Origin of the sequence: Rhodococcus sp. IEGM 1318 (genome assembly GCF_033142465.1) — a bacterium.
GTDB classification, from domain to species: domain Bacteria; phylum Actinomycetota; class Actinomycetes; order Mycobacteriales; family Mycobacteriaceae; genus Rhodococcus_F; species Rhodococcus_F qingshengii_B.
This window is the reverse complement of record NZ_JAWLSC010000001.1, coordinates 702,772-716,983: the sequence shown is the minus strand read 5'-3', so window position 1 is coordinate 716,983 and position 14,212 is coordinate 702,772. Positions and strand designations below refer to the sequence as shown.

General features: G+C 64.0%; 14 protein-coding genes. 3 read left to right on the top strand and 11 right to left on the bottom strand.

Going from position 1 to position 14,212, the window contains the following annotated elements:
• The first annotated feature begins 1 nt into the window (after nt 1).
• The gene (locus R4P65_RS03365; RefSeq protein WP_317825435.1) at nt 2-562 is read left to right on the top strand and encodes an NUDIX hydrolase; all 561 of its coding nucleotides are present in this window, start codon (nt 2-4) and stop codon (nt 560-562) included.
• A gap of 12 nt (nt 563-574) precedes the next feature.
• On the opposite strand, the gene R4P65_RS03360 is transcribed toward R4P65_RS03365, so the two are convergent.
• From R4P65_RS03360 to rfbD, 4 genes are read right to left on the bottom strand one after another with little or no spacing between them, the layout of a single operon-like run.
• Nucleotides 575-1,348 carry an SGNH/GDSL hydrolase family protein gene (locus R4P65_RS03360; protein WP_317825434.1) on the bottom strand — a complete coding sequence of 258 codons (774 nt, stop codon included), beginning with the start codon at nt 1,346-1,348 and terminating at the stop codon, nt 575-577.
• Nucleotides 1,349-1,380: 32 nt separating this feature from the next.
• Nucleotides 1,381-2,463 (bottom strand): sugar phosphate nucleotidyltransferase, encoded by a 1,083-nt coding sequence (locus R4P65_RS03355; protein ID WP_019747766.1) that lies wholly within the window; start codon nt 2,461-2,463, stop codon nt 1,381-1,383.
• Nucleotides 2,460-3,374, bottom strand: coding sequence for a glycosyltransferase family 2 protein (locus R4P65_RS03350; RefSeq protein ID WP_317825433.1), 915 nt, complete (start codon nt 3,372-3,374; stop codon nt 2,460-2,462). The genes R4P65_RS03355 and R4P65_RS03350 overlap by 4 nt, the downstream gene beginning before the upstream one ends.
• A 43-nt stretch (nt 3,375-3,417) precedes the next feature.
• The gene (gene rfbD, locus R4P65_RS03345; protein ID WP_317825432.1) at nt 3,418-4,257 is read right to left on the bottom strand and encodes a dTDP-4-dehydrorhamnose reductase; all 840 of its coding nucleotides are present in this window, start codon (nt 4,255-4,257) and stop codon (nt 3,418-3,420) included.
• Nucleotides 4,258-4,371: 114 nt separating this feature from the next.
• On the opposite strand from rfbD, the gene R4P65_RS03340 reads away from it, so the two are divergent.
• Together R4P65_RS03340 and R4P65_RS03335 are read left to right on the top strand one after the other, a co-directional pair.
• Nucleotides 4,372-5,856: an LCP family protein gene (locus R4P65_RS03340; RefSeq protein ID WP_317825548.1), complete on the top strand. Its 1,485-nt coding sequence runs from the start codon at nt 4,372-4,374 to the stop codon at nt 5,854-5,856.
• Nucleotides 5,857-5,894: 38 nt separating this feature from the next.
• Nucleotides 5,895-6,608, top strand: coding sequence for a TIGR03089 family protein (locus R4P65_RS03335; protein WP_230812551.1), 714 nt, complete (start codon nt 5,895-5,897; stop codon nt 6,606-6,608).
• A 3-nt stretch (nt 6,609-6,611) separates the two neighbouring features.
• Here R4P65_RS03335 and R4P65_RS03330 read toward each other — a convergent pair whose 3' ends face one another.
• The 7 genes from R4P65_RS03330 to R4P65_RS03300 all read right to left on the bottom strand — a co-directional run bounded on the left by R4P65_RS03330 (nt 6,612) and on the right by R4P65_RS03300 (nt 14,100).
• Complete coding sequence (locus R4P65_RS03330; protein ID WP_317825431.1) at nt 6,612-9,062, bottom strand: ABC transporter permease; 2,451 nt, start codon at nt 9,060-9,062, stop codon at nt 6,612-6,614.
• Complete coding sequence (locus R4P65_RS03325) at nt 9,059-9,856, bottom strand: ABC transporter ATP-binding protein (protein WP_230812548.1); 798 nt, start codon at nt 9,854-9,856, stop codon at nt 9,059-9,061. Before R4P65_RS03325 ends, R4P65_RS03330 begins: the two co-directional genes overlap by 4 nt.
• 135 nt (nt 9,857-9,991) lie before the next feature.
• Nucleotides 9,992-10,684 (bottom strand): response regulator, encoded by a 693-nt coding sequence (locus R4P65_RS03320; RefSeq protein WP_230812545.1) that lies wholly within the window; start codon nt 10,682-10,684, stop codon nt 9,992-9,994.
• Between the two features lie 36 nt (nt 10,685-10,720).
• A complete protein-coding gene (locus R4P65_RS03315; protein WP_317825430.1) occupies nt 10,721-11,908 on the bottom strand; it encodes a sensor histidine kinase in 1,188 nt (395 codons plus the stop codon).
• A 42-nt stretch (nt 11,909-11,950) separates the two neighbouring features.
• On the bottom strand, nt 11,951-12,328 hold the full coding sequence (locus tag R4P65_RS03310; protein WP_230812540.1) for a hypothetical protein: 378 nt from the start codon (nt 12,326-12,328) through the stop codon (nt 11,951-11,953).
• Nucleotides 12,329-12,335: 7 nt separating this feature from the next.
• Complete coding sequence (gene purE / locus R4P65_RS03305; RefSeq protein WP_317825429.1) at nt 12,336-12,848, bottom strand: 5-(carboxyamino)imidazole ribonucleotide mutase; 513 nt, start codon at nt 12,846-12,848, stop codon at nt 12,336-12,338.
• Nucleotides 12,832-14,100 (bottom strand): 5-(carboxyamino)imidazole ribonucleotide synthase, encoded by a 1,269-nt coding sequence (locus R4P65_RS03300; RefSeq protein WP_317825428.1) that lies wholly within the window; start codon nt 14,098-14,100, stop codon nt 12,832-12,834. Before R4P65_RS03300 ends, purE begins: the two co-directional genes overlap by 17 nt.
• Between the last annotated feature and the right edge of the window lie 112 nt (nt 14,101-14,212).

Here is a 14,212-nt window from a genome sequence, read left to right as displayed (position 1 = left end):
CATGTCAGCCGAATCGCTGCACGCCTCGGCCAAGGGCGTTCTGGAGGACTGGGCGACACCCTCCGAAGCGGACGAGTCACTGCGGCACACGATGCTCGCGTTCCTCGATTCGGCTCCGGACGGATGTCTTCGTCGCCATGCACCGGGACACATCACCGCGTCGTCTCTGGTTCTCGACGAGAGTGGCTGCCACGTCCTGTTGACTCTGCATCCCAAGGTAGGCAGGTGGATTCAGCTCGGCGGTCATTGTGAGCCCGACGACGAGACGGTGGTCGATGCGGCCTTGAGGGAAGCCCGCGAAGAGTCGGGGATCCACGACCTTCGGATAGACGCGGACCTACTCTCCGCCCACACACATCCGATCACGTGCTCGCTCGGAGTTCCGACTCGCCATCTCGATCTACGGTTTCTTGTTGTGGCACCGGACAATTCGCATATCGTCCGGAGCGCGGAGTCCACCGACCTCCGATGGTGGCCGGTGGACGCGCTGCCGCCGACTGCCGAACGCGAGACCATCGACCACCTGGTCGTGCTCGCACATCAGCGCAAGAATCAGGACTGAAGCCGGGCTACCTCAGAAATGCAGTGTGGGCGCCAACCCTGGCTGCTTGGCGCTGACGCCGTCGCCCGAAGACGTTCCCTTCACTCGCCGAGCTACCCACGGCACCAAGAACTCTCGCGCCCATTGACGATCCTCGCGACGAGTTTCGGCTTTGGTGAGAACCGGCGCCGGCCCCAGATCGGGCGGGGTCAATCCGTGTTCGACGCCCAGGACGTCGAGCACCCGCGTCGCCATGTTCTCGTGCCCGGCGGGCGACATGTGCAGTCGGTCCCAGTCCCACATCCGTAGGTCCTGATATTCGGAGAATCGCCAAAAGTCGACGAGTGTCGCACCGCGACGGTCCGCGACCTCGCGAACAAGCTCGTTGTAGATCGCCAGGCGTCCGCGGAGCTTGCCGAAGAAGGCGGACCATCCGGTGTCGTACGCGGTGAACATGAGAACCCGAGCGCCGGATTCGGTGAGTCGGCCGATTGCCGAATCGTAGCGGGCGACCACTGCGTCGATGTCGAGCTTCGGACGCATCATGTCGTTTCCGCCGGCGTAGATGGTCACCAGATCGGGCTTCAACGCCAGGGCGGGTTCCACCTGCTCGTCGAGGATCGGTCCGAGTAGGCGACCACGAATCGCCAGGTTGGCGTAGCGGAACTCGGGATTGTTCACCGCCAACTGTTCGGCCACTCGGTCTGCCCACCCGCGCAGACCGTTGGGGAATCGTTCGTCGGCGTCGCCGACGCCCTCGGTAAACGAGTCACCGAGGGCAACGTAACGGCTCGGAAGAGAAGTCATACCCGCCAGTATTCCAGTAGGCCAGCTAACGATCACACATCTGTGCTGAAGCGCACGCCACCGTCCGGCAGCGTCACCCCCGGCCACACGCGTGCGCCGCGCAACAATTCACACCGCGCACCGATGTCCGCGCCGTCACCGATGACGGCGTCGCGGACCAGCGCGCGAGGTCCGATGCGGACGCCGAATCCGAGGATCGATCGCTCGACCACCGCACCGGCTTCCACAACGGCGCCGTCGAAGAGAATCGCACCGTCGAGGCGCGCACCTGCGCCGACTTCAGCGCCTCGACCGACAACCGTGCCGCCGATCAGGACGGCGCCGGGTGCGATTCCAGCTCCGGGGTGTACCAGCGACTCGCCGCGCGGACCTTCGAGAGCCGGCGAGGGCGCGATGCCTCGCACCAGGTCGGCGGAACCGCGGACGAAGTCCTCGGGGGTTCCCATGTCACGCCAGTACGACGAGTCGACGTGGCCGAACACCCGCTTGCCCTCGGCAAGGAGATTCGGGAACACCTCGCGCTCGACCGACACAGGTCGTCCCTCGGGGATCTGCTCGATGATCTCGCGCTTGAAGACGTAGCAACCGGCGTTGATCTGATCCGTCGGCGGATCCTGAGTCTTCTCCAGGAAGGCCGAGACTCGTCCGTCCTCGTCGGTCGGAACACAACCGAATGCACGCGGGTCTCCCACGCGAACCAGATGCAGGGTCACGTCGGCGTCCGTCTTCTCGTGGGTCTCGAGAATGGCGTTCAGGTCTGTACCACCGAGCACGTCACCGTTGAACACCATGACGTTGTCGCCGCGCAACTTCGGGAGCACGTTGCGGATTCCGCCGCCCGTGCCCAGCGGTTCGGTCTCGAAGACGTAGTCGATCTCGAGGCCCATCTTGGAGCCGTCGCCGAAGTAGTCCTCGAATACCTCGGCCTTGAAAGACGTTCCGAGCACCACGTGCTTGATACCGGCCGCCTCGATACGGGCGAGCAGGTGTGTCAGGAACGGCAGGCCTGCTGTCGGAAGCATCGGCTTGGGCGCAGACAACGTCAACGGACGCAGCCGAGTGCCCTTGCCGCCTACCAGGATTACGGCGTCGGTCGGATTCGGATCGGACATCATTTTCCCCCGTGGTTCGAAACTGATGGGTTGTCGGTCGAGTTGTCGGTGCGAGCGCGCTCGCGGACAGCAGAAGCTACGGCGATCTTGGACCGCACGGCCAGCCCACCACGCAAGGCAAGTCGCAGCGGAGCCTGCCACCAGTGCGGATGGCGATCGGCCTGGAACTGGTAAGCGCTGCGATGATGGGCCGGCAACATCAGTTCCGGATGACGGCCTGCCGCATGGCCTTTGGCGTGGGTGACAGTGGCCGAGGGTACGAAGATGTTGAGCCACCCAGCTTTTCCGAGGCGGTCACCGAAATCGACGTCCTCCATGTACATGAAGTATCGCGAGTCGAAACCGGAGATGGCGTCGAAAGCGTCGCGTCGTACCAGCAGGCACGAGCCGGAAAGCCAGCCCACTGCGCGCTCGGTGACGGCCTCGTTCTCTTGACGGTACCGAGCAGTCCACGGGTTTTTCGGCCACACGGTGCCGAGCAATGCGTGCCCGACGCCCGAGGTGATGTCGGGTACCGTTCGCGCCGACGGATACACGCTGCCGTCCGGTTCGAGGACCTTCGGCCCCAGTGCACCGGCCCTTGGCCACCGATTTGCCGCAGCGACCAATTCGTCGAGTGAACCGGGTGCCCATTGGACGTCCGGATTGGAAATCACGACAAATTCGATAGACGAATCGATCTCCGCCACAGCCCGATTTATCGCTCCGCCGTAGCCGATGTTTCCACCGGTTCGAAGCAGACGGACATGCTCGTACTTGGCATCAGCGGCCTCGGGGGCGCCATCGGTCGACCCGTTGTCGGCCATGATGACCTGGGGTTTTTCTGTCGTCGCCTCGGCGAGCGTGCTCAAGAAATTCTCGAGATGCTCGCCTGGCGAGTAGGTCACCGTTACCACGGCCAGCTTGGGACTCACGCCGGTCAGCCTAGCCGTCCGCGGGCACTGCCCCGAACAATGCTCACGCCAGAGCGGCGTGCAGAGCCTCTCGCCACGGACGCAGCGGCGTCATTCCCGCGGTAACCCATGCGCGCTCGGACAAGACCGAATATGCCGGGCGGGGAGCAGGGCGCACGAAGTCCGCGCTGCTGCACGGCCGCACCCGAGCCGGGTCTGCGCCGATCTCCTCGAACACCGCGCGCGCCAACTCGTACCAACTTGCTTGCCCACCATTGGTCACGTGGAATGTCGACGAACCTGTGAAGTCCCGCAGCGCGAGTTCGACGATGCCGCCGGCCAGGTCGAGGCTGTAAGTAGGTGACCCGACCTGATCGTCCACGACGTTCACGAATTCACGTTCGGCTTCGAGCCTTCGCATCGTGGCGACAAAATCCGAGCCGACACCGGAATACACCCACGCAGTACGGACAACCGCCACGTCCGCCCCGGACTCTCGGACAGCTGTCTCGCCGGCCAGTTTCGTTCGTCCGTATACCGTCGCCGGACCGGTCGCTGCGTCGACCTCGTACGGTGTGCTCGCGTCGCCGGGAAACACGTAGTCGGTCGAGACGTGGATCAACCGCGAACCCACCCGCGCACAGGCTCGAGCGAGATTCCGCGGTCCGATCTCGTTGACCGCCCTCGCGGCCTCCTGGTCGGTCTCAGCGGCATCGACGGCCGTGTACGCGGCGCAGTTGATCAGCACCGAACCGGGCGAGACGAACTCGTCGACGACATGGCTGTCGGTGATGTCCAGCTCGTCGGATCCGACGGCCGTGACGGGAAGACCCGCCGAGGTAGCGAGGGTTTCGACACGGGTCCCGAGTTGCCCTCGGGCGCCGGTGAGCAGGATATTCGTCACACGGTTCAGTCTGGCACGCCGCGTCGAGGTACCCGCGGCCGAGCATCGGACCAGTAACCTGAAGGAGTGTCCCACCAGCAACCGCAGCGCCGCGCGCGTCCACGACCTGCGCCGATTCGGACCAAGACGAGCCCGGCTCGGATAGCGGTCGCGGTACTCTCCGTGCTCGTACTGCTGGTCACCGGGTTCGCATGGCGAGGTGTGGACTCGTTGAGGAGCAGCCTTGCCACTGCCAGCGGCCTCGGCCTCGGTGGCGGCAAGGACGGAGCCATCGACATCCTGATGGTGGGAACCGACAGTCGCACCGACGCACACGGCAACCCGCTCTCACAAAGCGAACTCGACTCGTTGCGCGCTGGTGAGGAAGTTGCGTCCAACACCGACACCATCATCTTGATCCGCGTCCCCAACGACGGAAGTTCCGCAACCGCAATCTCGATTCCCCGCGATGCGTATGTCAACGTCCCCGGTATCGGTATGTCGAAGATCAACGCCGCATTCGGTGCCACCAAGGAAACCGAACGACTGAAGTTGGTCAACAACGGGTCGTCCGACAGCGACGCTGACAAGAAGTCGACGGAAGCCGGCCGGACCGCGCTCATCGGAGCCGTGGCCAATCTGACCGGTATCACCGTCGATCACTACGCCGAAGTCGGTCTGCTCGGATTCGTCCTGCTGACCAACGCAGTGGGCGGAGTCGACGTCTGCCTCAACGCCCCGGTCGACGAACCGATGTCCGGAGCCAACTTCGCAGCCGGGAAACAGACACTCGACGGCGCCGACGCGCTGAGCTTCGTCCGTCAACGACACGACCTCCCCCGCGGCGACCTCGACCGGATCGTGCGCCAGCAGGTGTTCATGGCGTCCCTGGTCAGCAAGGTGCTCAGCGCAAAAACCCTCAGTGACCCCGGCAAGCTCAGTCAGTTGACCTCAGCCGTTCAGCGTTCCGTCGTGATCGACGACGACTGGGACATCATCGAATTCGCCAAGCAATTGCAGAATCTGGCCGGCGGCAAGGTGCAGTTCGAGACGATTCCCGTCCTCGACATCAACGGCATGACCGACTACGGCGAGTCCATCGTCAAGGTCGATCCCAAGGCCGTCAAGAAGTACATCGCAGGATTGGTGGGCGCCGACAGCGAGGATTCGGAGGCGACCTCCGAGGCACCAACCACCGTGAATGCGTCCTCGATCACCGTCGACGTCGCGAACGCCAGCGACATCGCAGGGTTGGCCAGCGGGGTTTCCGAGGCGTTGAGTGCCCTCGGGTACAAGCAGGGTCAGGTCGGCAACAACACCGGCGCCGACGTCTCCGAATCGACGGTATTCGCAAAGTCTGCGGACGACGGCGCTGCCCTCGCTGTGGCCGAGGCACTCGGCGGTCTGACGGTCAAGGCGGATTCGTCATTGTCCTCGGGCAAGGTTCGGGTTGTCATTGCCGAGGACTACAACGGACCGCAGTCCGCGGACGCGGTATCTCCGTCCGAAGGCGCAGCAACCACGACTGAATCGGCGGGCACCACCGAGACCAGTCCCACCCCTGCCCCTCCCGGTCCCCCGATCGATGCAGCCTCCAACGGCCCCCGCTGTGTCAACTGAAAGACTGTGTGAACTGAACGGCTGCGTAAGCTGATTACGTGCCTTCGCCTGTAGACAACCTGACCGACGCCCTCCTCGGACCGATCTTGACTGCCGACCCAGCCGGCCCTCGCGTGACCTACTACGACGACGCCACCGGCGAGCGCATCGAATTGTCTGCGAGCACGCTGGCCAACTGGGCGGCAAAGACAGCGAACATGGTTCGGGACGAGTTCGCTCTCGAGCCCGGCGGCAAAGTTGCCGTGCTGCTTCCCGCGCACTGGCAGAGCGTCGCTGTGCTGTTGGGTGTGTGGTGGGCAGGCGGCGAGGTGGTCCTCTCCCCCGACGCTGACGCCGAACTCGCTTTTGTCACTGCCGACCGTCTGGAAGATGTTTCGGACGTACCCGAAGTCGCTGCACTCTCACTCGACGCGTTCGGCAAGGGCCTGAGCGATCTTCCGCTCGGTGTTGCCGACTACGCGACCTCCATTCGAGTACACGGCGACCAGTTCCGTAGCGCCGGAGCCGGTTCGGCACTGGAAGGCCGGTCCGTTGCGGACACGATCGACGCGGCACGAGAATCGGCGAAGAACTCCGGACTGGCATCGACAGATCGTGTCCTCTCGAGCCGCACGTGGGGGACGGCCGGCGACTTGATCGATGGACTTCTGGCAGTTCTCGCTGCAGGCGCCTCACTCGTGCAGGTGGCCCACCCGGACGCGGAAGCTACCGCGCGCCGAGTGGGCACCGAAAAGGTCACGAAGCAGTTCTGAGTGTCAACTCGCGAGAGCTGTCACCGGTGAGACCAATCCCGCCCGCCGAGCGGGGAGCAGTGAGGCGATCACCCCGCAGATTCCGCCGATCAACACGATGGCCACCAACTGCACCCACGGGACTGCGCTGAGGGCGACGTCCTCGATCCCGAACACCGAAGCGGTACCGGCTACACCGAACACCATCCCGAACAGCACTCCGATCACCGATGCAACGCCTGCCACCAGCAGTGCTTCCCAGATCAACATGGCTCGAATTCCCTTCTTGGTCAGTCCGAGTGCGCGAAGCAGTCCGGATTCGCGGCGCCGTTCGAGAACGGACAGCGCCATGGTGTTTCCAACGCCGATCAAGGCGATCAACACCGCCACCGACAGCAACCCGGCAACTACCATGAGCATGGTGTCGAGGATCGAATCGAGGGCCGAACGCATTTCGGTCATCCCCTGAACATCGCTGCCCGGAGCTTCCTGGCGCGCGAGTTCGGTGATGCGGTCGGTGGTGGCCAAAGCCTGTTCGTCAGAATCCGTCCCCAACCTGACCCAGTACGAATCGGTGGTCGGTGCGGAGGCCGCTGCACCGAGATCTCCTCGATCCAGCAGTGCTGGTTGACCTTTCACCCCTTCGATCACGCTGACGTTCACGGCGCCGCGATCCCCGCGCACCGTTGCCGTATCGCCCGCCGAGAGGTTGTATCCGCTCAGATCGGCCGGAGAGAGCACCAGTTGACCGGCAGCAGGTACCGAGATCTCGGTACGCAGAACATCTTTCACCTGAGCGGCGTCGACACCGAATCCGGCCAACGAGCCACGCCCGTCGATCGTCAGCTCGGACTTTTCCAGACCGCTCACTGCGCCGACCCCGTTGACGGCGGCGATGTCGGTCCCCAAACCGGCAGGAAGGGGCGCCGAACCGGAACTGCTCACCATCACGTCGACGGGGAATTGGCTGTCCATCGCCGCGGGTGCAGCTTCCTTGACCGTCGCGATTCCCACGACGAGCGTGCTCGTCAAGGCGACTCCGATCAACAGCGCCGTGGCTGTTGCCGAGGTCCGGCGTGGATTCCGACCGGCGTTGCCTGCTGCCAGGCTGCCCACGGGACCGATCACCCTCGCCAGCACTCCACCGGCAGCATTGATCAGTGCAGGCACAATTCGACCGGACAGGGCTGCAATCCCCAGGAACGAGAACAGTCCACCGGCGGTTGCCGCCAGCACCTGCTGATTCGTCACTCCCAAGACGGTCATCGCGATGCCCGCGAGCAGGATCACTATGCCGAGAACCCGGCGCACCACCGATACCTGAACGCTCTCGGGCTTGGACTCCATCGGCTGCAGTGCTGCCAACGGGGACAGCCTCGTTGCCGCGCGACCGGGCGCAGATGCAGCGAGCATCGTCATCACGATGCCGACTGCAAGGCCGACCAGCACGGTCACCGGGGTGACGCTGAGTGACGAAAGTGGAACCGGTACATCCACAGCCGTGGCCACGCGACCGATCGCCCAGGCGAGTCCGATACCGAGCCCGACACCGATCACCGAGGCGATCACACCGACCGCCGCGGCTTCGCTGCGAATGCTCCGGCGAACCTGCTTGGCCGTGGCGCCGACGCATCGGAGCAACGCGAGTTCCTGAGTGCGCGCCGCGAGGAGCACGGCAAACGTATTGGCGATCACCAGCGCGGCAACAACAACGGCGATGGCGCCGAAGGCGAGCAGTACCGTGCTGAGGATCTTGGTGCCGCCCATGTACTCCGCTGCCGCGTTGTCGGTAGCTTCTTCTCCGGTCAGCACAGTGGAGTCCGCAGGCAAAGCGCTCTCAACCGAATCCACGAGCTGCTGCTGCGAGCGAGAGCCGTCACCGGCGACGCGGAATTCACGTGTGGCGCTCTCCCCGGCCCACGCACTCACTTGCTCGGCAGTGGTGAACACTTTCATCCCGCCCAGGCGCTGCGCCGAACCGGAGAGATCGACCAGTCCGACAACCTGTGCAGTGGGTGCAGCGGCGCCCACCGCCGAATCCCGTGCCGTGACAGTAATTCGAGCACCCACCGGTATACCGGAGTCCGCACTCACCAACACCTGACCGAGACCGACAGGAAGCGAACCCTCCGACAGCTTCTCCCAACGCAATTCGGGGTTGTCGGCGATCGAGAGCGCATCCCCGTAGGACGCACCGTTTGCCTCGGAATCGACACGAACATACGTCGACACGTCGTCGGCCACCGCCGAGACACCCGGCACTGCGCTCAGCAGGGCTTCCGTCACGCCTGGACCGGAGGCGACAACGTCCGTGGTTTCATATTGTGACGCAAGTGATTTGCTCACACTCGCGTCAACCGTCGAGCTCAATGTCAAAGTCGCGACGATGTATCCGACCGCGATCACCACGGCAAGTATCGACGCCACATAGCGCCCGGCATGCGCCCGCGCCTGGGCAAAAGCCAGACCCCTCATCGCAGTGCGCCCGAAGCTGCGGGAACATCGGCCAGGTCGTCGGCACCGAGTGCTCGCATGGCACCGATCACCGAGTCGACGGTGGGAGCGTCGATCTCGCCGGCGATGCGCCCGTCTGCGATCAACACGACGCGGTCCGCGTACGACGCCGCCACCGGATCGTGCGTCACCATGACGACGGTCTGACCGGTCTCCCGGACACTGGTCCGCAAGAGCCCCAGAACCTCTGTCCCGGAACGTGAATCCAGGTTGCCGGTGGGCTCGTCGGCAAAGATCACGTCGGGCTGCGGCAGTAGTGCGCGGGCGACGGCTACGCGTTGCTGCTGACCGCCCGACAGTTCGTGCGGAAGGTGATCGAGGCGCTGCGACAGGCCCAGCTTGCCGATCACCTCGTCCATCCACTCGGGGGAGGGTTCACTGCCCGCCAACTTCATCGGCAGCAGCATGTTCTCCCGAGCAGTGAGCACCGGCAGCAGGTTGAACGCCTGGAAGACGAACCCGATTCGCTCGCGTCGCAGTTCGGTGAGTTCCGTGTCGCCGAGTTTTGTGACCTCGGTGTCGCCCAGGAAAACCTGCCCACCCGAGACCGTGTCGAGTCCGGCGAGGCAGTGCATGAGCGTCGACTTTCCGGAGCCGGACGGACCCATGATCGCGGTGAACCGCTCGCGCCCGAAGTCCACGTCGACTCCGCCGAGCGCGTGCACCGTAGTCTCACCGGTGCCGTACACCTTGGTGACACCGCGGGCAGTGATCGCCGGCACTTCGGCTGGTTCCGTCGTGGTGTGCGCATGCATTCTTTTGCCCTCCGTAAAGCTTCTCGCTATGACGGAATCGACGTTATTGCAGCGCAAGTGGTCTCCGCGTCGGAGCGCGGGGCGATCTTGGAAAGCCCGGTGTCATCCCGGGGTAGGACTGAACAGAGCTGCTCGTCAGCCCTCGGTACCGAGGAGGTCTGCGCGCCGGACAAGCCCGATCTGGAAAGCGAAGACGACTGCCTGCACGCGATCACGTGAATGGGTCTTCGAAAGAACCCGTCCGACATGGGTTTTCACTGTCGTCTCGGAGACGTGGAATTTCGCGGCGATCTCCGAATTCGACAGCCCGTACGCCATGGCCTCGAGCACCTCGACCTCGCGCGGTGTCAACTCATCAGGCAACTGCGCTTCGGGCGCCGAGCCTTCCAGGAGCGGTCCGACGTGCTGTAGCAGTCGCCGAGTGGCCCTGGCCTCGATCACCGCGTCCCCGCGGTGCACAGTGCGGATGGCGTCGAGCAACTGCTCAGGTGGGACGTCCTTGAGCAGGAATCCGCTGGCGCCCGCCCTGATGGCGGACATCACGTACTCGTCGTTGTCGAAGGTGGTGAGCACCACGACCTTCGGCGCATTCGGGTCGGTCAGCAGCCGACGTGTCGCCTCGATGCCGTCCATCTTGGGCATCTGGACATCCATCAGGACAACGTCGACATGACGGGCGGCCAACTCGGTCAACGCCTGCTGACCGTCCGATGCCTCGACCACCACAGACAGATCCGGCTGCGAGTCGATGACCATTCGGAAACCGGCGCGGACCAGCTGTTGATCGTCGATCAGTGCAACTGCGATCGGAGCCACGTGTTCGTCCATGCCACCCACCTTAAGACCTACGCAGACGTTTCATGTTTACCCAGACGTTCGTTCGTATGGCAGGACGGCCCGGACGCTGTATCCGCCGCCTGATTTCGGTCCGGCGGTGACTTTGCCTCCGTGCAGTTTGGCGCGCTCGGCCATCCCGATCAATCCTTGTCCGCCTGGTGACGATTCGACCAGCACGGCGCTGCCACCTCGTCCGTCGTCGGTGATGCCGAGAACGAGTTCGGTGTCACTCCACGTCATCTCGACGCTCGCCTGCGCCCCCGGCCCGGCATGCTTGAGAACGTTCGTCAGCGATTCCTGAACGATGCGGTACGCCGTCAACCCCGCGCCGGCGGAGAGTTCACGCGGTTCCCCGCTGACGCTGACGGTGATATCGAGTCCGCTGCTGCGCAACTCGTGGAAGAGACTGTCGATGTCGCCGGCGCCCGGGATCACCGAGAAATCGCGTGGTGTGTCCTCACGCAGGACGGACAGAAGCGATCGCATGTCGGTCAACGCCTGGCGCCCGGTGGAGGCAATGGTTTCGAGTGCCTGAATTGCAGCCTGAGGATCCTTGGCCGCACTGTAGCGTCCGCCGTCGGCCTGGGCGATGACAACGGTCAACGAGTGGGCGACGATGTCGTGCATCTCGCGCGCAATCCTCGACCGTTCGCTGATCGTCGCAATTTCCGCTTCCTGCGCGCGCTCGAGTTCGAGCAGCCGAGCGCGCTCGGTCAGCCCTTCCAACTGTTTGGTGCGCACTCGGCGCAGATCACCGAACGCCCAGACGGCGAGCATGAAGATCATGACGGCCACGGACTGCATGACCTGCGAAGACACGGGGATTCCGTTGTAGCCGAAGTATCGAACGGTCCCGGCAATCGAGCCGAGCAACGCAAGCACCAGGCCCGTGAGAGAACTCCACCGTGCGCCGTAGGCAGCAAGTGCGTACAGGGAGATGGGAACCACGACGGCGGACGCGAGCAGGGTATGGCCGATGACGATCACGTGCAGAACCGCGAACGCCGCGATGACCATGCCGGAGAGTTCCGGCCGTGAGCGTCGCCACGCCAGCGGAACGGTCATGCCCAGCGAGATGAACACCGCAAGCGGACTCGCCTCGACCGCAACGACAACGCTGAACAGTGCGGCAACCGTCGCAATGCAAATGTCCACACCGCGAGCATGATCCGCGCTCCAACGGACGAAGCGCTCACTAGTCGGAAAACGAGCCATGCCGCCAACAGTAGCTTTTACTCAGCTTCGGCAACTTTCAACTCAGGTGCGGTAACCGCCGTCTTCGAGTCCGGCCTCGATTTCGAATCGGTTCTGCGGCCCCCTGTGACGCAGTTCCTCGCGGAGGTACAACAACCCGAATGCGATTCCGTACGTGGCCCATTGGTCTGCGTGAACGGCCTCGTGACGAAGGACGGATCGAGTCGTGTTTTGCCGGGTGAGATATACACCACCGAGAGTTGTTCCGCCTCTGGCGAACCCGCCGCGCAATCCGGAGGCGACAAAGATTCCGGACTCGTCGTCGAAGCTGATGTCCGCGCCGAGAATCCCGGCGTACAGCAGGGCGACGCGAGTGACGAACGCGGACTGCCTGCTACCCCGACTCGCTCGGATCAGCGGCAGCCCGCGCCGTGCACACATGAGAAGATCAACCCAGCAGCTTTTCGCGGAGCGCCTTGTCCTTGTCGAGGACCATCGACTCGAGGCTCTCCTGGAACGCCACCATCCGCTGCTGCAGTGCGGGATCCGAAGCACCGAGAATCCGAACAGCCAGCAGACCGGCGTTGCGAGCGCCACCGATCGACACTGTCGCCACCGGGACGCCGGCCGGCATCTGGACGATCGAAAGCAACGAATCCATACCGTCGAGGTACTTGAGCGGCACCGGAACACCGATGACGGGCAACGGCGTGGCCGAGGCAACCATGCCCGGAAGATGCGCGGCGCCTCCGGCACCGGCGATGATGACCTTGAGTCCGCGGCCGGCGGCTTCCTTGGCGTAGTCGAGCATCCGCTGAGGCGTGCGGTGCGCCGAGACGACACCGACCTCGAAGCGGATACCGAACTCCGCAAGAGCTTCGGCTGCAGCTTCCATGGTCGGCCAATCCGAATCGCTGCCCATGATCAGGCCGACCTGCGCGCTCTCACTCACCGTGTACATCCCATCCGTCGGTCCAAACTGCGTACGAAAGCCAATGTGCTGCACGCTCGGCGCGTTCCCGAACTGCGGCAACGTAATTCGGATCGTCGATGGATCCAGCGCCGCCCACGATGTTGACGTGCCCTATCTTGCGATCCTTGCGCTCACCCTTGCCGTACAGGTGGATCTTCGCGTCAGGCATCCGAGCGAACAGGTGATGGACACGCTCGTCCATCGTCATCTCGGGAGCTTCCGGTGCACCGAGAACGTTGGCCATCACGGTGACCGGCGCGATCGGCGACGTATCGCCGAGCGGGTAGTCGAGAACCGCGCGCAGGTGCTGTTCGAACTGAGAGGTGCGGGCGCCGTCCATCGTCCAGTGACCGGAGTTGTGCGGGCGCATGGCCAGCTCGTTGACCACGAGAGTGCCGTCGGTCGTCTCGAACAGTTCGACGGCCATCGAGCCGACGACACCGAGCTCCGACGCGATGCGCAACGCCAATTGTTCGGCTTCCTCGGCAACGGCAGTCGAAAGCTCGGGGGCAGGTGCGATCACGACGGCGCATTGTCCGTTGCGCTGAACCGTTTCGACGACCGGCCACGTAGCGCCCTGTCCGAACGGCGACCGCGCCACCATGGCGGACAGCTCCCGACGCATCGAGACCATTTCCTCGACGATCAGCGGAACACCCTTGTCCAGCTGCTCGGTGACGATGGCTTCTGCTTCGTCCTGATGATCGGTGATCCAGACGCCGCGGCCGTCGTAGCCTCCGCGTGTTGCCTTGATGACAAGCGGCCAACCGTGTTCGGAGCCGAATCGAACGACGTCTTCCGCCCACGTCACTTCGGCGTACGCGGGTACGGGTGCGCCCAGTTCGGCAAGTTTTCGACGCATGAGCAGTTTGTCCTGAGCGAAGATCAGAGCCTGCGGCGGCGGCTGAACGTTCACGCCTTCGGCAACAAGAACCTCGAGGTGCTCGGCCGGCACGTGCTCGTGGTCGAACGTCAATGCGTTGGAACCGACCGCTGCACGGCGGAGAGCATCGAGGTCGGTGTGGCTGCCCAGTACGACGTCGGGGCTGACCTGAGCTGCCGGTTCGTCCGCGGTCCCGGAGAGCACTCGGAGCGTCTGACCCAGGGCCACCGCCGCCTGGTGCGTCATCCTGGCCAATTGTCCGCCACCGATCATGGTGACGACGGGCATGGACTCTTTCGCCGGCCGCGGCGGAGTAGGGCGGGCGGGCGATTGCACGGGATCGTTGTTGCCGGTCACGGCTCTCTATGTTGTCATGTGTCGCGATCGCCCGTTCATTCAGCGTTCCCAATCTGTGATTCTGCTGATGATTCCGCGGCAAATTGGTGGTAGCACGGTTTCGTTTCGTAAA